At 66.1% G+C, this 22,220-nt stretch carries 23 protein-coding genes and 1 riboswitch; of the genes, 13 read left to right on the forward strand and 10 right to left on the reverse strand.

Going from position 1 to position 22,220, the window contains the following annotated elements; translation table 11 throughout:
- Positions 1-26: 26 nt before the first annotated feature.
- The 5 genes from M2361_RS27070 to M2361_RS27090 all read left to right on the forward strand — a co-directional run bounded on the left by M2361_RS27070 (position 27) and on the right by M2361_RS27090 (position 4,757).
- Positions 27-788 (forward strand): FCD domain-containing protein, encoded by a 762-nt coding sequence (locus M2361_RS27070; RefSeq protein WP_310508937.1) that lies wholly within the window; start codon positions 27-29, stop codon positions 786-788.
- Positions 781-1,665, forward strand: a complete 885-nt coding sequence (locus M2361_RS27075; RefSeq protein WP_259252860.1) for an alpha/beta hydrolase — start codon at positions 781-783, stop codon at positions 1,663-1,665. The genes M2361_RS27070 and M2361_RS27075 overlap by 8 nt, the downstream gene beginning before the upstream one ends.
- 25 nt (positions 1,666-1,690) lie before the next feature.
- A complete protein-coding gene (locus M2361_RS27080; protein WP_259252861.1) occupies positions 1,691-2,605 on the forward strand; it encodes a LysR family transcriptional regulator in 915 nt (304 codons plus the stop codon).
- 156 nt (positions 2,606-2,761) lie between these two features.
- Positions 2,762-3,754: a tripartite tricarboxylate transporter substrate binding protein gene (locus M2361_RS27085; RefSeq protein WP_100853334.1), complete on the forward strand. Its 993-nt coding sequence runs from the start codon at positions 2,762-2,764 to the stop codon at positions 3,752-3,754.
- 58 nt (positions 3,755-3,812) lie between these two features.
- Complete coding sequence (locus M2361_RS27090; RefSeq protein WP_259252862.1) at positions 3,813-4,757, forward strand: succinylglutamate desuccinylase/aspartoacylase family protein; 945 nt, start codon at positions 3,813-3,815, stop codon at positions 4,755-4,757.
- A 22-nt stretch (positions 4,758-4,779) separates the two neighbouring features.
- On the opposite strand, the gene M2361_RS27095 is transcribed toward M2361_RS27090, so the two are convergent.
- The 3 genes from M2361_RS27095 to M2361_RS27105 form a co-directional block, all read right to left on the reverse strand.
- Complete coding sequence (locus tag M2361_RS27095; RefSeq protein ID WP_100853332.1) at positions 4,780-5,298, reverse strand: lipocalin family protein; 519 nt, start codon at positions 5,296-5,298, stop codon at positions 4,780-4,782.
- Between the two features lie 98 nt (positions 5,299-5,396).
- Positions 5,397-6,968, reverse strand: coding sequence for a glutamate--cysteine ligase (gene gshA, locus M2361_RS27100; RefSeq protein WP_259252863.1), 1,572 nt, complete (start codon positions 6,966-6,968; stop codon positions 5,397-5,399).
- Between the two features lie 32 nt (positions 6,969-7,000).
- Positions 7,001-7,909, reverse strand: a complete 909-nt coding sequence (locus M2361_RS27105) for an alpha/beta hydrolase (protein WP_259252864.1) — start codon at positions 7,907-7,909, stop codon at positions 7,001-7,003.
- Between the two features lie 42 nt (positions 7,910-7,951).
- Between M2361_RS27105 and M2361_RS27110 the strand changes: the two genes are divergently transcribed.
- Positions 7,952-8,575 carry a hypothetical protein gene (locus M2361_RS27110; protein ID WP_259252865.1) on the forward strand — a complete coding sequence of 208 codons (624 nt, stop codon included), beginning with the start codon at positions 7,952-7,954 and terminating at the stop codon, positions 8,573-8,575.
- Here the strand turns inward: M2361_RS27110 and M2361_RS29030 are convergent.
- Complete coding sequence (locus M2361_RS29030) at positions 8,565-8,783, reverse strand: helix-turn-helix domain-containing protein (RefSeq protein WP_310508938.1); 219 nt, start codon at positions 8,781-8,783, stop codon at positions 8,565-8,567. The two genes, M2361_RS27110 and M2361_RS29030, sit on opposite strands and share 11 nt — an antisense overlap.
- A 299-nt stretch (positions 8,784-9,082) precedes the next feature.
- Here M2361_RS29030 and M2361_RS27120 point away from each other — a divergent pair, with 299 nt between their 5' ends.
- Positions 9,083-9,979, forward strand: coding sequence for an AEC family transporter (locus M2361_RS27120; RefSeq protein ID WP_259252867.1), 897 nt, complete (start codon positions 9,083-9,085; stop codon positions 9,977-9,979).
- Positions 9,980-10,063: 84 nt separating this feature from the next.
- Here M2361_RS27120 and M2361_RS27125 read toward each other — a convergent pair whose 3' ends face one another.
- Entirely contained in the window at positions 10,064-11,071 is a 1,008-nt protein-coding gene (locus tag M2361_RS27125) for an Ldh family oxidoreductase (RefSeq protein WP_259252868.1), read from the reverse strand.
- Between the two features lie 134 nt (positions 11,072-11,205).
- Positions 11,206-11,287, forward strand: a riboswitch (SAM riboswitch).
- Between M2361_RS27125 and M2361_RS27130 the strand changes: the two genes are divergently transcribed.
- The 3 genes from M2361_RS27130 (at position 11,277) to M2361_RS27140 (ending at position 14,521) form a co-directional block, all read left to right on the forward strand.
- Positions 11,277-12,551, forward strand: a complete 1,275-nt coding sequence (locus M2361_RS27130; protein WP_259252869.1) for a homoserine O-acetyltransferase — start codon at positions 11,277-11,279, stop codon at positions 12,549-12,551. (Overlaps the previous riboswitch by 11 nt.)
- Entirely contained in the window at positions 12,548-13,162 is a 615-nt protein-coding gene (gene metW / locus M2361_RS27135) for a methionine biosynthesis protein MetW (RefSeq protein WP_100853326.1), read from the forward strand. Before M2361_RS27130 ends, metW begins: the two co-directional genes overlap by 4 nt.
- Positions 13,163-13,237: 75 nt before the next feature.
- A complete protein-coding gene (locus tag M2361_RS27140) occupies positions 13,238-14,521 on the forward strand; it encodes a muropeptide transporter (protein WP_404976460.1) in 1,284 nt (427 codons plus the stop codon).
- Positions 14,522-14,577: 56 nt separating this feature from the next.
- Here the strand turns inward: M2361_RS27140 and M2361_RS27145 are convergent, their stop codons facing one another.
- Positions 14,578-15,447 carry a universal stress protein gene (locus tag M2361_RS27145; protein WP_259252870.1) on the reverse strand — a complete coding sequence of 290 codons (870 nt, stop codon included), beginning with the start codon at positions 15,445-15,447 and terminating at the stop codon, positions 14,578-14,580.
- Positions 15,448-15,738: 291 nt separating this feature from the next.
- On the opposite strand from M2361_RS27145, the gene M2361_RS27150 reads away from it, so the two are divergent.
- Both M2361_RS27150 and M2361_RS27155 read left to right on the forward strand, forming a co-directional pair.
- Positions 15,739-16,377, forward strand: a complete 639-nt coding sequence (locus M2361_RS27150; RefSeq protein ID WP_050449121.1) for a trimeric intracellular cation channel family protein — start codon at positions 15,739-15,741, stop codon at positions 16,375-16,377.
- A 141-nt stretch (positions 16,378-16,518) separates the two neighbouring features.
- Entirely contained in the window at positions 16,519-17,232 is a 714-nt protein-coding gene (locus tag M2361_RS27155) for a GntR family transcriptional regulator (protein ID WP_259252871.1), read from the forward strand.
- A 13-nt stretch (positions 17,233-17,245) separates the two neighbouring features.
- Here the strand turns inward: M2361_RS27155 and M2361_RS27160 are convergent, their stop codons facing one another.
- From M2361_RS27160 to M2361_RS27170, 3 genes are read right to left on the reverse strand one after another with little or no spacing between them, the layout of a single operon-like run.
- Positions 17,246-18,244: a biotin-dependent carboxyltransferase family protein gene (locus M2361_RS27160; protein ID WP_259252872.1), complete on the reverse strand. Its 999-nt coding sequence runs from the start codon at positions 18,242-18,244 to the stop codon at positions 17,246-17,248.
- Positions 18,241-18,975 carry a 5-oxoprolinase subunit PxpB gene (gene pxpB / locus M2361_RS27165; RefSeq protein ID WP_259252873.1) on the reverse strand — a complete coding sequence of 245 codons (735 nt, stop codon included), beginning with the start codon at positions 18,973-18,975 and terminating at the stop codon, positions 18,241-18,243. The genes M2361_RS27160 and pxpB overlap by 4 nt, the downstream gene beginning before the upstream one ends.
- Positions 18,976-18,998: 23 nt before the next feature.
- Positions 18,999-19,430 (reverse strand): VOC family protein, encoded by a 432-nt coding sequence (locus tag M2361_RS27170; RefSeq protein ID WP_100853321.1) that lies wholly within the window; start codon positions 19,428-19,430, stop codon positions 18,999-19,001.
- A gap of 145 nt (positions 19,431-19,575) precedes the next feature.
- Here M2361_RS27170 and M2361_RS27175 point away from each other — a divergent pair, with 145 nt between their 5' ends.
- On the forward strand, positions 19,576-20,439 hold the full coding sequence (locus tag M2361_RS27175; protein WP_259252913.1) for a LysR substrate-binding domain-containing protein: 864 nt from the start codon (positions 19,576-19,578) through the stop codon (positions 20,437-20,439).
- Between the two features lie 574 nt (positions 20,440-21,013).
- On the opposite strand, the gene serA is transcribed toward M2361_RS27175, so the two are convergent.
- The gene (gene serA / locus M2361_RS27180; RefSeq protein ID WP_259252874.1) at positions 21,014-22,210 is read right to left on the reverse strand and encodes a phosphoglycerate dehydrogenase; all 1,197 of its coding nucleotides are present in this window, start codon (positions 22,208-22,210) and stop codon (positions 21,014-21,016) included.
- Positions 22,211-22,220 lie beyond the last annotated feature (10 nt).

Consider the following 22,220-nt stretch of genomic DNA (forward strand, 5'->3'; position numbering starts at 1 on the left):
CACGCCGCTGACATCTGGAGAGCATGTTGAAGCCAAGAATCAAAGCTTCCCGCCAGGACGATTCCGGATCGGCCGGGAACGCTGACGTGGAAGACATCACGCTGTCGGAGCAGGTTTACCGCCTGCTTCGGCGCGACATCATGAGCGGGGTTTTCGCGCCGGGCCAATCGCTGCGGCTGGAATTGTTGAAGCAGCGCTACGGCAGCAGTTTTTCGCCCATCCGCGAAGCGCTCAACCGCTTGCGCAGCGAACGCATGGTGGTGAACACCACGTCGCGCGGCTTCAGCATCGCGCCTTTGTCGGTCGAGGAAATGTGGGACGCCTGTGAAACCCGCATCCTGATCGACTGCGATGCCTTGCGCCGGTCGCTGGCGAACGCGGACGACGCCTGGGAAGCGCGGCTGGTCGGCGCCTACCACGCGCTGACACTGGCGGCGCAGCGCGCGGGCGAAGCGTCAGCCCCGTCCGATGAACTGGAAGATCTGCTGGAAGCCCGCCACCTGGATTTCCATCACGCGCTGATTGGCGCTTGCCGCTCGCATTGGCTGTTGGACCTGTCCACGCAGTTGTATGCGCAAACCGAGCGCTACCGCCGCCCCGCGCGCGCGGGCGCCACGGCCTACGGGCCGGAACGCAACGTCGACGACGAACACCGCCAACTGCTGGACGCCGCGATCTCGCGCGACGCCGAGCGTTCCGTGACCATGCTGGCCGCGCACTACCGCAAGACCGCGCAGTTCATCGAACGCATCATTTCACAGCCCGACACCCAGGCACGACATGCATAACGCCGAGATCGATCTTTTCTTTTCCTCTATCGCCGAACGCGACGTGCAATACAACGCGCGCGAGTCCGTGGCCGACTTTGACGCCTGCGTGCGGCGCTACGCGGAATCGTCGGCGCGGGTACGCTCGCGCCGCCCCGGCGTGCTGGACCTGCGCTACGGCATGGGTCAGGACGAGCGGCTGGACCTGTTCCTGCCCGCCGCGTCCCACGCGCCCGCGCCGCTGTTCGTGTTCATCCACGGCGGCTACTGGCGCGCGCAGCGCAAGGAAGACGCGCCCGTGATGGCCGAGGCCTTCAACGCGGCGGGCGCGGCCGTGGCCACACTCGAATACACGCTGGTGCCCGAAGCCACCTTGGGCGAAGTGGTGCGCGAAGTGCGTTCCGCCGTGGCCTGGCTGTACCAGAACGTGGCGGCCTATGGTGTGGACCCCGAACGTATCTACGTGAGCGGCAGCTCGGCCGGCGGCCACCTGGCCGGCATGCTGGCCGCACCCGGCTGGCCCGCGCGCTATGGCGTGCCGGACGACATCATCAAGGGCACGCTGGCCTTGTCCGGCCTGTTTGATCTGCGTCCGCTGTGCGACATCCTGCCCAACACCTGGCTGCGACTGACGCCGGAGCAAGCCGCGCATCAAAGCCCCATCTTCAATCTGCCCGAGCGCGCCGGCCCCATGCTGCTGGCCGTGGGCGGGCTGGAGACGCAGGGCTTCAAGAACCAGACGAGCGCGTTCGAGGCGGCCTGGAACGCGGCGGGCCTGGCGTCCACCCGCATTCCCACGCCGCACTGCAATCACTTTGATCTGGTCAACGAGCTGGAAGACCCGGACAGCGCGCTGACCCGGGCCACGCTGGCGATGATGGGGCTAGCCGCCCGTTGAGGGCCAGCGCTGATGGCCGCCGCGCATGGCTGATCTGAAACTCCTGGAAGACCTGATCGCGCTGGCGCGCACGGGCAGTTTCGTGCGCGCCGCCGAACTGCGTCACGTCACCCACCCCGCGTTCGGGCGGCGCATCCGCGCGCTGGAAGCCTGGGCGGGCGCGCCGCTGGTCGAACGCCAGCACCTCCCCGTGACGCTGACCCCGGAAGGCGAGGCGCTGCTCAGGACGGCCACGCAGGTGGTCGAACAGATGGGGCTGGTGCGCCATCGCATCAGCAGTTCGGGCGCGGGCGGTGACGCCGTGCTGCGCATTGCCACCGGCCGCAGCCTGGCCCGCACGCTGGTCGCGGACTGGATTGCGCGCTTGCGGCATCGCACGCCCAAGGTGCTGACCGAAGGCACGCAGGTTGAACTGTCGACGGGTCAGGCGAAAGATCTGGTGGTGCGGCTGGAGCTGGGCAAGGTGGATCTGTTGTGCTGCTACGAGCATCCGGCCTTGTCCGTGCCCTTGAGCCCCGCGCGCTACCGCTACATGACGCTGGCCACCGACAAGCTGGTGCCGGTGAGCCAGGTGGATGCGCGTGGCCGTACCCGCTATGCGCTGCAAGACGGTGGCCAGCCGGTGCCGCTGATCACCTATACGGGCGGCCTGGCGATGGAGCGCATTGTGGGCGACCGCCTGGAAACCACGCCCTATGCGCTGACGCCTTTCGTGCGCAGCGATTCGTTGGACGCGGCGCACGGCGCGGTCGCCAAGGGCCTGGGCGTGGCGTGGCTGCCGTGGTCCATGGTGGCGGCGGATTGCCGTCGCGGTGCCTTGGTTGCGCTGGGCGGCCGCAGCGAAGAGATCGCTTTCGAGGTGCGCCTGTACCGTCCGCGCGCTCGCTTGACGGACCTGGCGGAGGCCGCCTGGGAGGCCACCGCGAATCGCAAGGTCTGACGCGCGCCGCCGCGTCAGTGGTCTGAGGCTAGGCCAGATCAGCACGAAGATGTGCCGTTTCAGCACGGCTGATGGCCGAGGCGCCCGTGAAAATACGAGCCTAAACCTCCAACGAGACGGCTACGCCGTCCACCTCAGCACCCCAAGGAAGAAAACATGAAGTCTTACCTGCATCCGCTGCGTGCGGCGCTTGTTGCGTTTTGTGCCGCCTCGGCCGTGGCCGCCGCTCCGGCCGCCTTCGCCGCCGATTACCCCTCGCGTAGCATTTCACTGGTTGTCGGCTACCCCGCCGGCGGCAGCCTGGACCTGACCGCGCGCCTGTTGGGCGAAGAGCTGGGCAAGCGTCTGGGCCAGACCGTGGTGGTTGAAAACGTGGGCGGCGCCGGCGGCACGATCGGCGCGCAGCGCGTGGCGCGCGCAGCCCCCGACGGCTATACGATTTTCCTGGGCTCCACCAACGAAATGGTGATTGCCCGCATGATCAACACTGCGGTGAAGTACGACAGCGCCAAGGATTTCACGCCCTTGGGCCTGGTGGCGTCGCAGCCGATGTTGTTGGCGGCCAGCAAGAATTCCGGCGTCAAGACGGCGGCGGAATACTTGCAGAAGCTGCGCGGCGCGGAAGCGGGCACGTTCAATTACGGCTCGTCCGGCGTGGGCACCACCTTGCATCTGGCCGGTGAAATGATCAACCAGGCCACCGGCACGCGCGCCGAGCACGTGCCGTACCGTGGCGTGTCGCCCCTGGTCACCGACCTGATGAGCGGCCAACTGGATTTCGGCATGCTGGTGCTGTCCTCGGGCCTGCCGCAAGTGCGCAGTGGCAACATCGTGGCGCTGGGCCTGACGGAGAACAAGCGTTCGCCGGCCGCGCCCGAAATCGCGCCGCTGGCCGCCACCCCGGGCTTTGAATCCGTCGACATCAACCTGTGGTTCGCGCTGTATGGCCCGGCCGGCCTGCCGGAGCCGGTGGTCGCCAAGCTGCGCGGCGCGCTGGACGAAACGCTGAAGTCGGACCAGTTCCGCGGCAAGATGCAGGACGCGGGCGGTGAAATCGCCAAGCCGGGCGTGGATCTGGCGGCCTACCAGGTTGAAGAAACGAAAAAGTACGGCGCGCTGGTCAAGGCCGCCAAGATCGAAGCGCAATAATCACGCACAAGCCCACAGGCCCAAGCCCCCAGCACCACCGGATAAAGCGGATCACACCATGGAATTCAAGCTACCCGTTCCTGACCTGAGCGCCGAGCGCGCCGGCAACACCGACACGCCGGGCGTCTGGCATTTTGATTCGGGCATGCCGGGACGCGCGCTGATGGTGACCGCGCTGGTGCATGGCAACGAGCTGTGCGGCGCCTGGGCGCTGAAGGACCTGCTGGCGGCCGGCGTCAAGCCGCGCCGTGGCAGCCTGACGCTGGCCTTTTGCAACCTGGGCGCCTTCGACCGTTTCGACCACGCCAACCATGACGCCTCGCGTTTTGTGGCCGAAGACATGAACCGCGTCTGGAGCGCCGAGCGTCTGGACAACCCCACTACGCCCGACCGCCAACGCGGCGGCGAGCTGCGCCCCTGGGTGCAGCAAGCAGATTGGCTGCTGGACCTGCATTCCATGCACGAGCCGGGCGCGCCCTTGCTGCTGACCGGCGTACTGCCGCGCAACATTGCGCTGGCGCGTCGGCTGAAAGCGCCGCAGCACGTGATCGTGGACGCGGGGCACAAGGACGGCGTGCGGATGCGTGACTTCGCGCAGTTCGGCGACGCCGCGCGTGAAGACGCCTGCGCCTTGCTGATCGAATGTGGTTTCCATGGCGAGCTGGCCGCGCGCGATGTCGCCCGCGACATGGTGGCCCGCATGCTGGTGGAGTCGGGGGTGCTGGATGCGGCTGACGTGCCGGCCGGCTGGCGGCTGCCCGATCCGGCAACGCAGCGTGTGCTGGAAGTGACTGACGCCGTGGTCGCGCCGTCGATGGATGTGACTTTCGCGCAGCCGTGGACGGGCCTTGAAACGCTGGAGCAGGCTGGCTCGGTGATCGGCTGGGCGGATGGCCAGCCGATCGTGACGCCCTACGACAACTGCACCTTGATCATGCCGTCGTTGCGGCAGTTGAAGCCGGGCGTGACGGTGGTGCGGCTGGCCCGAGACTATGCGGGCTGACCGCGTCGGCTGAACCCGCACGTTATTTCTGCGGCGTGTACCGCAGCTCGTCTAGTTCATAGCCCTGGGCCTTGGCGGCAGCCAGGGCCTTGTCCAATTCTTCCTTGGGCAGTTGCGGCGAACGCGACAATATCCACAAGTACTTGCGATCAGGCGTGCCCACCACGGACCAACGGTATTCGGGGTCCAGGCCGATGACCCAGTAGTCGCCCTTGAACGGCTTGAAGAAGGTGACTTCCAGCTTGGCGTTGTTGCTGCCTTCCACGACGGTGGCATTGCCGGTCGCGGAATCGATGTCGCCGTCCTTGGTGCGGCAGCGATTGTTCACGCCGATGGTGCCATCGGCATTCGCGGTGTATTCGGCGGTGGTGTCGCCCACGCAGTTGCGCTGGAAGAACATGGGGAAATTCGCGATTTCGTACCACATCCCGGCGTAGCGTTTCAGGTCCACCGATTCCACGGTCTGCATGGGCGGCGGCGCGGCATGGGCGATGCCCACGCTGGCGGCCAGGGCCATCAGGAATGTTGCGGTGCGGCGCATGTAAAAAACCTCCGGCTTAACGAATAACGGATTTGAGCCACGGCGCGCGCTTGCCTGTTGGGCGCGCGCGCCGCGAACGCAAACCCTAACGATACGCCTTATTTGCGCGGCGCTTTCAGGGCGTCGTGGTAGCGGGCCACGTAGGTGGCGAAGTCCACCGTGTCCGACTCCTCTAGGCGCAGCTGTTCCTGCGCCGACTTCACCGCCGCCTGTTCATAGGCCGCGGCCAAGTCTGTGGGCAGTGCTTGCGCGCGCAGCGTGTCGGCGTGCTTGGCGCTTTGCGCCAGCGAGTAGTCGTGAAACGACAGGCCGCTTTGCGTCAGGGCTTCCAGCAAGCGCGCCGACGGGGTGGCGTCGGGCTGATCCAGCTTGACGCGTTGCGCGGCCAGCGCGTCCGCGTAGGCGCTGCCGCCCAGGGCCGAATCAAACAAGGCGGCGTAAGGGGCGATCTGGTCCAGAAGATCGTGGCCCCACTGCGGCAGCGTGACGGACTTGCCGTCGCGGTCCAGCGTCAGGCCGGGCTTGCGGCCTTCTTTGACCACCGTGGAAAAGTTGTCGGCGCTGCGCTGACAGTAGCCGTTGGCGGGGAAGAAGGGGCTGTCGGACGCCGCGCAGAACAGCAGGAACGCGTCGACGAAGCGGCTCGTGCTGGCATCGATGCCCACGGGCGATTCGGGGTCGATATCCAGGCAGCGCACTTCCACGTACTGCACGCCGCGTTCCGTGAGCGCGGTGATGGGGCGTTCGCAACGGCCGGTGGCGCGCTTGGGGCGAATGCTGGAGTAGTACTCGTTTTCGATCTGCAGCACGTTGGTGTTGAGCTGGATCCATTCGCCGTTGCGATGCGTGCCGATCTTTTCGTAATCAGGCCAGGGTTGCGTCACGGCGTCGTACAGGCGGCCCAGGAACGTGTCCAGGTCGTTGTAGCAAAGCTTGAGCTGCGACTGCGCCTTGTTCTGGTAGCCAAGATCGCTCATGCGCAGGCTCGTGGCGTAGGGCAGGTAGAGCGTGTGGTCACCCAGGCGTTGCAACGGGTGGTCCTGATCACGCAGGAAATCGCTGGCCAGCGCGGGGGCGGCGCCAAACAGGTACATCAGCAACCAGGAATAGCGCGTGAAGTTGCGGATCAGGCTGATATAGCCACGCGAACGGCGGTCTTGCGCGGACCCGGCTTGCGTGTCCAGCACCGACCAAAGGTCTTCAGGCAGGGAGAAGTTGTAGTGCACGCCGGCAATGCATTGCATCGTCTTGCCATAGCGTTCGGCAAGCCCACGGCGATACACATGCTTGAGCATGCCCGTGTTGGACTTGCCGTACCACGCGATGGGAATGTCCGCTTCGGCGGGCAGCGTGGCGGGCATGGACTGATTCCAGATCAGCTCGTGGTCCAGCACGCTGTAGACGTGGCGGTGGGTGTTGGTGAGCTCGGCCAGGAGGGCGTCCACATCGGTGTGCGTGCCCGTGATGAGTTCCAGCAGCGATTCGGAGTAATCGGTGGTGACGTGTTCATTGGTCAGCGCCGAACCCAGGCCGGCAGGGTGGGGCGTGCGGGACAAAATGCCCTGCTCGTCCACGCGCAGGCCTTCTTTTTCAATGCCTCGCAACGTCTGGGTCAGCAGCGAGCGGTTGGCCTCTAGGCGGGAGAGGCGGTTGGCGGCGGTATCAGTCACGGATTCTTCTCGTTTGGGTCTGTCGCGGGATTTTACGGGGTGCCGGCCTCCTGTGCCGAGGGAGTCAATACAGGGGGCAGGGACAATGCTTGCGCCGTGCGCGCCAGCCATTCGTCCAGGTCAGCATAAACCGGATCAGAAATAGGGGCCGTTTCATTGAAGATCTCGTGCCAGGCGGTGTCGTACCAGCGCAGAGTCAGCAATTCGGCGGGCGCGCGCTGGGCGAATTGGCGGCTGCCCTCGGCGGCGACGATGGAGTCATCCCCTGCCACCATCAGCAGGGTGCGGCAGGGCAGCAAGCCGGCTTCACGCAGGGATTCGCGGCCATTTTCATCCACGAAGCGGGCCAGTCGGCCCGTCATGCGCCGCCGCACGAGCGGGTCGGACCGGTAGGCTTTCACGACGGCCCGGTCGTGCGAGATCCGGGCGGGCGCCAGGCCGTGGGGCACGCGCAGATTCGGCGCATGCAGCGACATCCAGGTCAGCGTGCGGCGCACCCATAGGGGCACGTTGACGACAAAGGGCGGTGAACTGAGTACCAGCGCGTCCAGCTCGGCCATGCGGCGCAGGGCGATGCGCACAGCCACCAGCGCGCCCAGGCTGTGGGCCAGCAAGATGGGCGGGCGGCCCTGGGCCTGGGTCCAGGCAAGCAGGCGCTCAACGGCGTCGTGGACCAGGTCGTCCTGGTGGCTCAGGGTGGCGGGCGGGCCGCCCGAACGCCCATGGCCGCGATGGTCGTGCGCGCCCACGGTCCAGCCTCGCGCGGCCAGCCAACGGGCCAGCCGGTCGTAGCGGCCGGCGTGTTCGCTCAGCCCATGCATCAGGTAGACGCTGGGGGTGCCGGGGCCGGTGATGGGGGCGGGCACATTGGGGGCGGCGGGCCAAAGATAGTTGGCCAAGGGGGTGCCGTCGGGCGCGGGGGTGATGGAAATCGGCGACAATTTCAGCATTCCTCGAAATGAATGGGCCGTCGGGTCACGGTAATGACGATTTCATCGCTGTTTCGTTTCATGTTCAAGAAAGCCGGCCTGATTGTGGGGTTGGCTTTGCTGGTGGCTGCTTGCTCGCCCCGTTACAACTGGCGGGAAGTCGACGTGGCCGACGGCCATGTGCGCGCGGCATTCCCGGACCGCGTGTCCACCGACAGCCGCGACCTGCGCCTGGATACCCACACCTTGCGTTTTACCCTGTCCACCGCGACCGTGGGTGAAGCCGTGTTCGCGATCGGGTCCGCGCCGCTGCCGCCCGAGATTGCGGCGGACCCCGCCGCCAGGCAGGCGCTGGGCATGGCGCTGATGCAGTCCTTGTACACCAACATGCAGGCGCCGCCGCCCACCCAATGGCCCGCCTACGGGCAGGACATCGAGGTGCACGGCAAGGCCATGGGCAAGCCGGGATGGTTACAGGCAAAGGTTTGGGTGACCGACACCATGCTGATCGAAGCGGTGGCCGCCGGCACGACGGAAAGCCTGCCACCGGAACGCGCGCGGGAATTCCTGCGGTCAGTGGTGATCAAGCCCGGCAAGCCGGGCCAGCCCAGCCAGCCGGTCAACCCTGCCGGGAGTTCTGCCGGTGGCCCAGCGCCCGCCAGCCCCGTCAAGCAATGACGGTGTCCAGCAGCCCTTGGCGCAACGCCGCCACCACGGCGGCCCGTCGGCCCCGTACGCCCAGCTTGGCGCAGGCGTTGCGCAGGTGGAAATTCACGGTGCTTTCACTGACGCCCAGGATGCGGCTGGTTTCCCAACTGGTTTTGCCCGCCGCCGACCAGAACAGGCACATGGCCTGGCGGTCTGACAGCGCTTTCGGGGCCGGCAGCGCCGACAGCGACGTTGTCGGCGCCAGGGGCGGGCCAAGCGCCGACAACGGCCCGCCGCCCTGGGCAAGCTCTGGGTGGAACGCGCACAAACGTTGAAATGCGGATGAACGCGGAAATGCGGATGAACGCGAAAACTCGGACGAGCGCGGAATCGTGGGCAGGCGGCGGGTAGCGGTCATGGCGGCTGGGGGCAAGGCGCCCCGTCGTTGAAGTTGCTGCATGCTGCGGTTGCCCCGACCAGCGCGCAAGCATTGATGCCTTGGCGAATTGATCTTCTTATCTTTGACGGAATAGCTGTATGTTGGCCATCGCCCAGTTCTATCTTTCAGCCATCGTGCTGATGCTGCCTCTGCTGTCCTGCGTGGGCATCGGGGTGTTCTGGGGCAAGCGCGATATCCCCTTTGGCGGCGCGTTCATCACCACGCTGGTGACCTCGGTGACCACGCCCGCGCTGGTGTTCCACACCTTTGTCACGACCCAGCTCGACGACCGCGCGCTGGCCGATGTGGCGGCCGCCACGCTGCTGGCCCTGCTGCTGTGCGCGTTGGTCGGCGCGCTGCTGCTCAAAATCTGGAAGCTGCCGGTGCGCACACTGCTGCCCACGGCGAGCCTGCCGAATGCCGGCAACCTGGGGCTGCCGATTTCGCAACTGGCGTTTGGCGACGCGGGCCTGTCGGTGGCGGTGGCGTTTTTTGCGGTGAACTCGTTCGTCATGCATACCGTGGCCGTGCGGCTGCTGCCTGGCGTCAACACCAAGGGCAGTTGGAAAAGCCCCATCCTGCTGGCGTCGGTGGTGGCGGTGGCGATGCGCCTGTTGCACATTCCGGTGCCCGAATGGCTGATTGAAACGGCCCGCATGCTGGGCGCCGTCACGGTGCCGCTGATGCTGCTGAGCCTGGGCCACGCCTTGGCACTGATCCCATCCAATGGCCTGCGCGACGGCGCCAAGGTGGCGGCGATCCGGTTGGTGGTGGGCTTGGCGGCGGGGCTGGCGGTGGTGTGGGCGCTGGATCTGGAGCCCGTGTTGGGCGGAGCGCTTACCTTGCAGATGGCCATGCCCTGCGCCGTGGTCAGCTATATGTATGCCAAGCGCTACACGACGATGGGCGACACCGCGGCGGGCGCGGTGCTGGTGTCGACGGTGGTGTTTTTGTTGCTGGCACCGCTGATGCTGTGGTTCACACACGGGGCGTAGCGCGGCGGGCTGGGATGCGGGTCGTGATGCCCGGCGAAGCCCGTGGCGAAACCCGCAGCCAGACCCCCGGCCAAACTCGCGGTTTCAGGCTGCCCCGGCCATGTCGCGCAACTGCGCCATCAGCGCGTCGGGGATGTCCACGCCGTGCTTGATGGCGGCGTCGCGCAGCTTGCGGCGGCGGTCGCCGGGCAGGCGCACGCCGTCGTCTTCCAGCATGGCGTCCACCAGCGTTTCAACGCGCTCCAGGTAGGCGTTGTTGCCGGCCAGCGCACCGGGGTCGATCGCCATGAACGCCTGCCCCAGCCGCGCCGGGCCGCCAGCGTCAACAAAGAACGATTCCGTTTCGAAGCCGAAGTGCGCACCCGTCAGCGCGCAGGCCAGCAGTTCAACAATCAGCGCCAGCATCGCGCCCTTGACGCCGCCCGCCGGCAGCATGCTGCCCGCCAGGCCGGCCTTGGGGTCGGTGGTGGGTTGGCCCTCGGCGTCCAGCGCCCAGCCCAGCGGAATGGGCTGATTGTCGCGCGCGGCGATCATCAGCTTGCCGCGCGCCACCTGCGAGAGCGACATGTCGATCACCAGCCTTGCGCCGTTGCGCCGGGGAAAGACCGCCGCGATGGGGTTGGTGCCGAACAGCGGGCGCTTGCCGCCCCAGGCGGGCATGGCGGCGGGGGAATTGCTCAGGGCCAGCGCCACCAGACCGGCGTCCGCCAGGGTTTCAAGGTGGTAGGCGGCTTCGCCGAAATGGTGGCTGTTGGCCACGCCGATGAAGGCAATGCCGTGTTCACGGGCGCGCAGCGCGGCTTGCTCGACCGCCATCGCGCAGGCGGGAAACGCCAGGCCCGAGCCCGCATCAATCAGCGCCGCGCCGCCGCGTTCATGCACGATGCGCGGCACGGCTGAGCCAATGGCGCGGCCCGCGCGCAGGTGCCCGGCGTAGAACGGCACGCGCGACAGGCCGTGCGAACTGATGCCCTGGCTTTCCGCAAAAACCAGCGCGCGGGCGGTGCTGTCCGCCATGGCCGGGTTGGCGCCGGCGGCGGCAAGCGCGGCGGCCGCCAGATGTTGCAGTTCGTCCAGATAGATGTGAGCCATAGCCTTCCTGTCAGGAGAGCGCGCGCCGCGCAGGGGCGGGGCGCCGCCGGTAAACACGATTGTCCCACCAGCGCGGGGCGGCTGCAGCATCCGCAAGCAGTGCTAGAATTCTTTTCGCTGTACCCATGCATTACCCATATTTCGGCGCCGATTTGCCTGATCCGCTTGCGGGCGCCTTCCAATAAATCCAGCTAAAGAGGTCCGTATGACCACTCCTGCCCAACATTTGGCCGGTGATCTGGCCGCTGATCCGGCCAGCGGGTTCATCCCCGCCACCGTCACGACTTCCGACACCGTTGATCCCGGTTCCGTCGGCCTGGTCGCACCCACCTTCATCCGCTTCGATGAGCCGCTGCCCTTGCTTAGCGGCCAGTCGCTGGCTGCCTACGAACTGGCCGTGGAAACCTACGGCACGCTCAACGCCCAGCGCAGCAACGCGGTCTTGATCTGCCACGCGCTGAACGCCTCGCACCATGTTGCCGGGCAAGCGGCCGACAACCCCAGCGACGTCGGCTGGTGGGACAACATGGTCGGCCCCGGCAAGCCGGTGGACACCAATATTTTCTTTGTGATCGGCGTCAACAACCTGGGCTCGTGCTTTGGTTCGACCGGCCCGGCAAGCATCAACCCGGCCACCGGCAAGCCCTGGGGCGCCGCGTTCCCGGTGTTGACGGTGGAAGACTGGGTGCGCGCTCAGGCCCGCGTGGCCGACCACTTCGGCATCGAGCGCTTCGCGGCCGTGATGGGCGGATCCCTGGGCGGCATGCAAGCGCTTAGCTGGGCCATCACCTTGCCCGACCGCGTGGCCAATTGCGTCGTCATCGCCAGCACGCCGCGCCTGTCGGCGCAGAACATCGGCTTTAACGAAGTGGCGCGCCGCGCCATCATCACCGACCCGGATTTCCACGGCGGCGACTACTACGCGCAAGACACGGTGCCGCGCCGGGGCTTGTCGGTGGCGCGCATGATCGGCCACATCACTTACCTGTCCGACGACGACATGGCCGAAAAATTCGGCCGCGCCCAACGCGCGCCGGCCGAGAACGGCGCCTACCACTACGGCTACGACGTCGAATTCGAAGTGGAGTCGTACCTGCGCTACCAGGGCGAAAAGTTCACCCGCTATTTCGACGCCAACACCTATCTGCTGATCACGCGCGCGCTGGATTATTTCGATCCGGCCCGCACCACGGGCGGCGACCTGGCGCGCGCGCTGGCGCCCGCCAAGGCCGACTTCCTGCTGGTGTCGTTTTCCACCGATTGGCGCTTCCCGCCGGAACGGTCGCGCGAAATCGTGCGCGCGCTGTTGAAGAACGCCAGCCCCGTGACCTACGCCGAAATCGACGCGCCGCATGGGCACGACGCCTTCCTGCTGGAAGACGCGCGCTACCACGCCGTGGTGCGCGGCTACTACGAACGTATCGCGCGCGAGCTTGGCCTGGCCGCTGGCGCCGCGCAGACCGAAGGACGCTCCGAATGAATCCTGTCACCCCCCGCTATGCCCATAGCGCGCTGCGGCCCGACCTGGCGCGCATCGCCGGCTGGATCGAGCCCGGCAGCCGCGTGCTGGACCTGGGCTGCGGCGACGGCGCGCTGCTGGCGCACCTGCGCGACCATCGCCAGGTGCGCGGCGCGGGTGTCGAGCTGGACGACACCTGCGTGATCGCCTGCGTGCGGCGCGGGGTCGAGGTGATTCAGCAAAACCTGGAAGACGGGCTGGCGCTGTTCGACGACAAGCAGTTCGACACCGTGGTGCTGTCGCAGACCTTGCAGTCCATGCATCGCACCGAGCACATCCTGCGCGAGATGGCGCGCGTGGCCCGCCACGGCATCGTGTCGTTTCCCAACTTCGGCTACTGGCCGCACGGCTGGGCCATCCTGCGCGGGCGCATGCCGGTCACCGGCCAGATGCCCTACCAGTGGTACAACACGCCGAACATCCACCTGTGCACGCTGCGCGATTTCGAGCAATTGGCCGACGAGCTGAAGCTGCGCATCCTGGAACGCGCCACGTTCAACGAAGGCCACGAGGTCAAGTTGTTCCCAAGCTGGCGCAGCACGCTGGCGGTGTACCGTTTCGCCACGCCCTGACATTCCGACACCGATCCTCCTGACGGCGCGGCTGAACAGGCCCTAAAATGCCGCAAGCCCGTGGCCCAACGCCTGTTGCGCCGCGCGGCCGCGTTTCAGGAGACCGTCATCACCGCTGTATCCAACGTCTATACCAGCCCCCGCGTGGCCCCCTTGCTGGTCCTGGGCTTTGCCAGCGGACTGCCCTTGGCGCTAACCGGCGGTACCTTGCAGGCCTGGGCCACCGTCGAAGGGGTGCCGCTTCAGGAAATCGGGTTTCTTACGCTGGTGGGCACTGCCTACACCATCAAGTTTCTTTGGGCTCCCTTTGTTGACCGCTATGTGCCGCCCCTGTTGGGTCGGCGCCGGGGCTGGATGCTGCTGACGCAACTGCTGCTGGCCGTGGCAATCATGGTGATGGGAGCGCTGTCGCCGTCCACCGCGCTGATGCCGCTGGCCATGCTGGCGGTGCTGGTCGCATTCCTGTCCGCCACGCAGGACATCGCGTTCGACGCCTATTGCACGGACGTGTTGCGCAAGGAGGAACGCGGCGCCGGCGCGGCGGTCAAGGTCATGGGCTACCGGCTGGCGATGATTGCGTCCGGCGGCTTGGCGCTGATCATGGCGGACCAGTGGATCGGCTGGGGCTATACCTATGTGCTGATGGGCGGCCTGATGCTGCTGTGCGCGATCGCCACGCTGCTGGCGCCCGAGCCCGAGCACGTCGCGCGCGCGCCGCGCAACCTGGGTGAGGCAATCGGCGAGCCGTTGCACGAATTCTTCACCCGTCGCGGCGCGCTGTCGATATTGGCGCTGATCGTGCTGTACAAGCTGGGCGACGCCTTCGCGGGCGCCTTGTCCACCACCTTCCTGATACGTGGCGCGGGCTTCTCGCCCACCGAGGTCGGCACCGTGAACAAGGTGCTTGGCCTGGCCGCCACCATCGTGGGCGCGCTGGCCGGCGGGTCCTTGATGTCGCGCTGGGGCTTGTACCGCTCGCTGATGGCCTTCGGCCTGTTGCAGGCGGTGTCGAACCTGGCGTATTGGCTGATCGCCATCAGCCCGAAAACGCTGTGGCTGATGGCCACCGGCGTGGGTATTGAAAACCTGTGCGGCGGGCTGGGCACGGCGTCTTTCGTGGGCCTGTTGATGGCGCTGTGCCAACGGCGGTTTTCCGCGACGCAGTTTGCGCTGCTGTCCGCGTTGTCGGCCGTGGGCCGCACCTATCTGGCCGGGCCGCTGACGCCGCCGCTGGTGGAACATATGGGCTGGCCGGGCTTCTTCCTGTTGACGGTGGTGATCGCCTTGCCGGGCCTGGTGCTGTTGCAGGTCTTGCGCGGCACCATCGACACGATGGAAAAGCAGGGCGACCAGGCCTGACGCGACGGCGGGCAGGCTAAAAAAATGGCGGCGCTTTAAGCGCCGCCATTTTCAGACTAGCTTTCGTCTTGCAACCGGACGATCAGCACGTCGCTGGGCAGGGATTCCAGCAGGCGCTCGGCCACGCTGCCGATCGCGGTGCGCAGGATGCCGGTGCGGCCATGCGTGCCCGTCACCACCAGGTCCGACCGATGGTGGAACGAATATTCCGACAGCACGGTCTCGGGCTGGCCGGGTTCCAGCACCACCTGCGGCGGCGTGCGGCCCGCCAATTCGGGCGTGTTGGCGGTGAATTCCCGCGCGCTCTGCTCCGCGCCCTTGTAGAAGCTGCGCGTGACGGCATCGTCGGGCGCGGCATTGCCCTTGAACGGCACGTCATAAGCGTGGAACAGCGTCAGGTTGGCGTTGGGCACCAGTTGCAGCGCGGCACGCAGGGCATGGCGCGATCCATCCGAAAAGTCGGTGGCGACCAGCACGTCGCGATACGGCTTGCGCGGACGGGTCTTCACCACCAGCACCGGCTGGCGCGCCTGGCGGGCGAGTTTTTCGACGGTGGTGCCCAGCAGCAGCCGGCCCAGGGTTTCGTCGCGCGCGGTCCCGGTAACGATCAGCGAGCAGCCATAGCTGTCGGCGGTTTCGATGATGCGCGTGAGGGGGTCGCCCGATACGACGACCACTTCGGTGGAGACGTCGGCTGCGGCCAAGTCTTCGGCCAGCTCGCGTTCGGCCAGCGCCTTGTGGTCGGTGGATAGCCGCCGCCAGACCGGGGTGGTCAGGCGCGCCGTTGTGGCGTGGCTTTCCATGACGTGCAGCACGATCAGCTGGGTGCCGAGTTCGCGGGCAAGCTGTAGCGCGCGGTCCAGGGCGCGGTCGCCGCGCGCGCTCAGGTCGGTCGCCAAAAGGATGGGGCCTGTTTGCTGTGTCATATCTTTATCTCCCGGTTGCAGCCAGGGTGACGAACCCCGCGTCCGCGCAGCCTGGCTTTCTGGCCCTTGAAGGGCATGTCCCGATTGTCTCGCCGCGATGCAAATCGGGAATTGATGGATATCAACGCACGGACCAGCGTAGGGGATGACAGCACGGGTGGCAATCCCGCCTTGCGCCAGGTCAGTCTCAATACAATGGGGGCCAGCCTTGCCTTGGGGCTCAAGCTTTTGTCGCCGTTACTTGCCCGATTGCGGGCAGGGTCCGATCCCCGTCATTCCTGAATTTTCCCCATGCTCTCCGACATATCCCCCTTGTTGCTGCACACGCTGTACCTGGTCGCCATCGTGGCCGAAGCGATGACCGCGGCGCTGTCGGCCGGCCGGCGCGACATGGACTGGATGGGCGTGTGCATCATCGCGTGCGTGACGGCGCTGGGCGGCGGATCGCTGCGCGACGTGCTGCTGGGGCATTACCCGCTGACCTGGGTCATCCACCCCGAGTACCTGTGGATGACGGGGGGCGCGGCCATTCTGACGGCGTTGATCGCGCCGGTGATGCGGCGGCTGCGCAGCCTGTTCCTGCTGGCCGACGCGCTGGGCCTGGTGGCCTTTACCGTCATTGGCTGCCAGGTGGCGCAGATGATGCAGTTGCCCATTACCGTCGTACTGATCAGCGGCATGATCACCGGTTGCGCGGGCGGGGTGCTGCGCGACGTGCTCTGCAACGAAGTGCCGCTGCTGTTTCGCAAGGAGCTCTACGCCAGTGTGTCGGTGGTGACCGGGGCGCTGTACCTGGGCGGCCAATCGCTTGGCCTGTCGGCCAACGCGGCCGTGCCGCTTGCGCTGGTGGCGGGCCTGGCGCTGCGGCTGTTGGCGTTGCGTTTCAACTGGCAGATGCCGAAATTCGTGTATCGGGACGATTGGCACTGATCGGCGGTCACTGAGCGCCTGCCGGCGTCGCCTGTGGCCCGAATTCGGCTCTGCAACAATTTTCTTATTTGTGTTTCAATAGATTTCTAGTATCTTCTCGCTGTCTCATACCATGCCTCGCGCAGTACAAAGGGGAGCCGATTGGACGTCAAAGCGCCCGCCACGATTCCGTATTTTCTGCAGGAACAAATCCGCGCGTTGATCGTGGATGGCACGATCCGGCCAGGCCAGCCCTTGCGGGAGCAAGAACTGGAGCAGCGTTTCGGCACCAGCCGCAGCCCGATCCGGGAGGCGCTGCGCCTGCTGGAACTGAGTGGCCTGGTCACGCATATCCAACGCAAGGGCTTTCGGGCCACGCTCTATACCGAAGCGCAGATCCGCCACCTGTACATGCTGCGCGCCGAACTGGAGGCGTATTGCATGCGCCAGTTGGCCGACATGCAAGACTTGGCGCCGCTGGTGGTCGAACTGCGCAGTTACGATCAGGCGATCGCGTCCGCGATGGCCCAGCGCGACGCGCGGGCCTGCATCGCGGCGGCGCGCGAGTTCTATCTGGCCTGCGCCCGCTACACGGGCAACACCCCGCTGACCAGCATGCTGAGCAAGCTCTATGAACAGGTGGAGCCGCTGCGCTTTTTGCTGGCCAAGCGGTCGGTGCAAACGCATGTGATCCAGTCGTACACCAACAGCATCACGCTGGCGTTGACGGCACGCGACGTTGACCGCGCTGCTGAGTTGACGCGCACGTATGTGCTGGAAGTGCTGCCAAGCATCCTGGAGGCTTACCGCGAGGCCGCCGGGCAGACGGCGGTGCCGGACACGGCAGACACGCCCGCCCGCTACGCCCGGGGCTGATCCGCCCGGTTCGTCAAACTGGTGCCAGCACTGCGCGCAGTGGCGCCAAGGCGTCCTGCAATTGCACAAAAGCGCGTTCCCGGTCACTGTCCAGGCGCTGCGCGTCTTCCATCGTTATCTGCTGAAAACGCAAGGTTTGGCCGGGCGCGGCCTGCGCCAGCGCCGGCAGGTCCACCGTGGCGATCTGCGCAATCTTGGGATAACCGCCCGTGGTCTGCCGGTCGGCCATCAGTATGATGGCCTCGCCGCCCGCGGGCACCTGCACCGTACCGAAACAGGCGGCCTCAGACAGCATCTGGCGCGGCGCGTCCATGTTCAATGCCGGGCCGAGCAGGCGATAGCCCATGCGATCCGACTGCGGGCTGATGCGGAATTCGGCCGTGGTGAAGGCTAGTCGCGAGGCCTCCGAAAACGCTTCCCAGTGCAGGCCGGGCAGAAAGCGGATGGACTCCCGCCGCTTGTTGGCCACGACGCCGGGCAGATAGATGCGCAGATTCCACAGCGCCTGATGCAGGGCGTCCAGGTCGCGGCCCTCCGCCAGCGGTGTGCGCAGCGCAACCTGGTCGCCCTTGGCCAGCGCGCGTCCCTTGAAACCGCCGAAGCCGCTGCGTAAATACGTGCTTTCGCTACCCATCACCGACGGCAGCGCAAAGCCGCCGTGTACCGCCAGGTAAGCGCGCACGCCTGTTGCGGCACGGGCGCCGAAGGCCAGCGTGTCGCCCGCGCGGGCCACGAGCGGGCGATGCACGGGAATGTCCTGGCCGTTCAGTGTGGCGCCCAGGTCGGCGCCAGCCAAGGCAAAACAGGCCGGCAAGTCAAAACGCAGGGTGGGGCCTGTCAGCGTGATTTCCAGCGTGGCGGGGTCGCCGGTGTTGCCGGCCAGCGCATTGGCAAGCCGGTGCGCGCGCTCGTCCATCGCGCCCGCGGCGGGAATGCCCTGGTGCTGGTAGCCCTCGCGGCCCCGGTCCTGAAAGCTGGACAGCATGCCGGGTTTGATGACGGTCACGCTCATGGCTGGCCTTTGCGGATGCGGTCGAATTCCTCGGGCGCAATCGGCACGAAGCGGACGGAATCACCAGGTTGCAGCAGCGATGCGGGTTCGCGGGCAGGGTCGAACAGGGTCAGTGGGGTGGCGCCGATGATGTTCCAGCCGCCCGGCAGGCGGCTCGGGTAGATCACCGTCTGGCGGTTGGCCACCGCCACGGCGCCTGCGGGGACGGCGGTGCGCGGCGAGGGCCGGCGTGGAATGTTCAGCGGTTCATCGTGCACGCCCAGATAGGCATGGCCCGGCGCGAATCCCAGCATGAAGACCATGCTGCGACGCTGGCTGTGCAGGGCGATGATGGCGTCGGGCGACAGGCCCGCGTCCTGCGCCACGTCGGCCAGGTCGGGCCCATGTTCGCCGCCATAGCAAACGGGAATGTCGATGTCGCGTCCGCCCACGGCGTCGGCGGGTATGCCTTCGGCCAGCAAGGCGTTGATGCGGTCGGTCAGGTTGGCGCAGGTGGGGCCGTTGCCCAGGCCGTCGGGCCGGTAATGCACCGCGACGGCGGCAAACGACGGCACCACGTCGGTGACGCCCGCCCAGCGCGCGTCGCGCAGTTTGCGCGCGGCGGCCAGGCAGGTGCGGCCAAGGTCGGCGTCGATGCGGTCGCCGAATGAGACGACGATGCAGCGGTCACCCTGAGGCAGGATGCGCCAGCGGGGACGGGCCGAGGAAGGAGGTTCGGAAGAATCGTTCAACGGCGCGGCACCTGTTGGGCGGATTACTTGGCGAAGAGCGAATCCATGTTCTTGAATGCCTTGAATTCCAGGGCGTTGCCCGACGGATCCAGGAAGAACATCGTGGCTTGTTCGCCCACTTCGCCCTTGAAGCGGATGTACGGTTCGATGACGAATTCCGTGCCGGCGTCGATCAGGCGCTTGGACATGGCTTCCCATTGTTCCATGGAAAGCACGGCGCCGAAATGGCGCACGGGCACGTTGTGCGAGTCAACGGCGCTGGTGGCGTTGTGGCCGCATTCGCTGGGAGCCAGGTGGGCAACGATCTGGTGGCCGTAGAAGTTGAAGTCGATCCATTCGTTCGAGCTACGGCCTTCGGGACAGCCCAGCGTTTCGCCGTAGAAGGCGCGGGCTTCGGCCAGGTCGCGGACCGGGAAGGCCAAATGGAACGGCGGCAGGTTGGTTTGGGCGGTCATGAAAAACTCCGGGTCATTCAAAGTGTGATGGTGATGCGGATGCTTGCCTGGTGTTGCTGATCACAAGCTCCAGGGCATAGTTTAGGTATTGTTTTTTTGATTGAAAAACGATATTTTTTGTGTCTTAGCATCGAAAAAAATGATTGTGATCAAAGAATTCAAGACATTCATCGCCGTGGCGCGGGATGGCACCTTCACCGGAGCCGGCACGCACCTGGGCCTGACGCAGTCTGCGGTCAGCGCCCAGATCAAGCGCCTGGAGGAATACCTGGGCGTGGCGCTGTTCGATCGCAGCGCGCGTGCCGCTGTCTTGAACGCCCATGGCCGCGAGATGCTGCCGCAGGCGGAAGAATTGGTGGCCATGGCCGAACGCATGGTCACGACGGCCGGCGCCGGGCAGGTCAGCGGGTCCTTGCGTATCGGGGCGATTGCTTCGGTGCAGCAAGGCTTGCTGGTCGGCGCGCTGGGCCGGTTTCGCGCCGTGTATCCCGACGTGCGGGTGCGCGTGGTGCCGGGCGTGTCGCTGTCGCTGTTGGGGCAGGTGGACGCGGGCGAAGTGGACATGGCGGTGTTGATCCGCCCGCCTTTTGCGCTGCCGCCGGAGCTGGGCTGGCAGCGTTTGCTGAGTGAGCCGGTGGTCCTGGCCATGCCGGAATCCATGCCCGTGGCGCCCTGGCGCGAACTCTTGGCCACGCAACCGTTCATCCGTTACGACCGTGCGTCGTTCGGTGGGCGCGTGGTGGATATCTTCCTGAAGAAACATCGCATCAACGTGCACGAGGCCGTGGAGCTTGATGAGATTGAGGCGATTGCCAGCATGGTGAGGCACGGCGTGGGCGTGGCGCTGCTGCCGCAATTGCGCGGGCTGGACGTGACGGGGTTACGCCTGCTGCCGCTAGGAGACCATGCCTTTCAGCGCGAAATCGGCATCATCGGCCGCCTGCCTTTCGATGCCGGCAGCGTGCGCGAAAAAATGGCGGAATGTTTAGCCGAGGCAGCAAGCTCGTAGGATGGGTGAAGCGCGGCAGGCGCGTCAGAAAAAAGCAGCCGTAAACCGCGCGCAACCCATCAAGCAGCGGTATACCCAAAACGGCAGCAGCCATATAGGCAACGCCGCATGATGGGTTTCGCGCGAAATCCGGCGGTGTTCTTGCCAAGGGTCTCGCGCGCTGCACCCATCCTACAGTCGCAGTGTGTGGTTCGTAGGATGGGTGAAGCGCGGCAGGCGCGTCAGAAAAGAGCAGCCGCAAAACGCGCGCAACCCATCAAGCAGCGGTATACCCAAAACGGCAGCAGCCATATAGGCAACGCCGCATGATGGGTTTCGCGCGAAGCTTGGCGGTGTTCTTGCCATAGGTCTCGCGCGCTGCACCCATCCTACAGCCGCAGTGTCTGGTTCGTAGGATGGGTGAAGCGCGGCAGGCGCGTCAGAAAAAAGCGGCCGTAAAACGCGCGCAACCCATCAAGCAGCGGTATACCCAAAACGGCAGCAGCCATATAGGCAGCGCCGCGTGATGGGCTTCGCGCGAAGCCTGGCGCTGTTCTTGCCAAAGGTCTAGCGCGCTGCACCCATCCTGCCCATCCTACAGTTTGTCGCAGCGGACGGTGATGGGGTGGCTGCGCAGGGTGGTCATGACGATGTCGTCGACCTGGCCTTCTACGTCGGTGATGACGTAGCCGATTTGCCCCTTGGTTTGCAGTGTCTGGCTGACGATGTTCAAACCATGTTGCGCCATCAGGTTGTCCAGCGTGCCCAGCGCGCCCGGCGCGTTGCGGTGGACGTGCAGGATGCGGGTGGCGCCGGCTGGTTCCAGGTAGGGCAACTCGGGGAAATTGACTGCGCCCTTGGTCGTGCCCGCCTGCATGAAACGCACCAACTTTTCGGCCACTTCACGGCCGATGTTCTCTTGCGATTCCTGCGTGCTGCCGCCGATGTGGGGCGTCAGAATCACGTTGGGCATGCCGATCAAGGGGCTGGCCAAGGGTTCGTCGGCGCTCTTGGGCTCGGTGGGGAACACGTCCAGCGCCGCGCCGGCCAGGTGGCCGGACTTCAGCGCCGCGTGCAGCGCGTCGATGTCCACCACCGTGCCGCGCGAGGCGTTGATGAGGATGGCCCCGCGCTGCATGCGCGCAATGGTCTCCGCATTCATGATGTTCTCGGTCGACTTGCCGCCCGGCACGTGCAGCGTGACCACGTCGGCTTGCTCCAGCAACTCGTTGAGCGTGCCGGCGGGGCGTGCATTGCCTAGCGGCAGCTTGGCTTCGACGTCGTGGTAAATGACGCGCATGCCCAGGCTTTCGGCCAGCGTGCTGATCTGCGAGCCGATGTTGCCGTAGCCCACGATGCCCAGCGTCTTGCCCCGGGTTTCAAACGCGCCCGCGGCGCTTTTGTCCCAATGGCCCAAATGCACGCGGGCGTTCTTTTCCGGAATACGGCGCAGCAGCAGAATTGCTTCGCCCAGCACCAGTTCGGCAACCGAGCGGGTGTTGGAGAACGGTGCGTTGAATACCGGGATGCCGCGCTGCATGGCCGCGTCCAGGTCGACCTGGTTGGTGCCGATGCAAAAGCAGCCCACCACGCGCAGGTCGGGGCTGGACAGCAAGGCGGCGTCCAGGTGCGTGCGAGAACGGATCCCCGCCACCTGCGCGCCGCGCAGGGCGTCGTGCATCTGCGACGGCGGCAAGGCCGCTGCGTGCGTGACGATATCGGTGTAGCCGGCGGCTTCGAAGACCGCGCGGGCGCTCGGGTGGATGTTCTCGAACAGGACGATTTTTGCCATGACTGCCAGG

The sequence above is a fragment of the Achromobacter sp. JUb104 genome, from assembly GCF_024806975.1.
Classification (GTDB): Bacteria; Pseudomonadota; Gammaproteobacteria; order Burkholderiales; family Burkholderiaceae_B; genus Achromobacter; species Achromobacter spanius.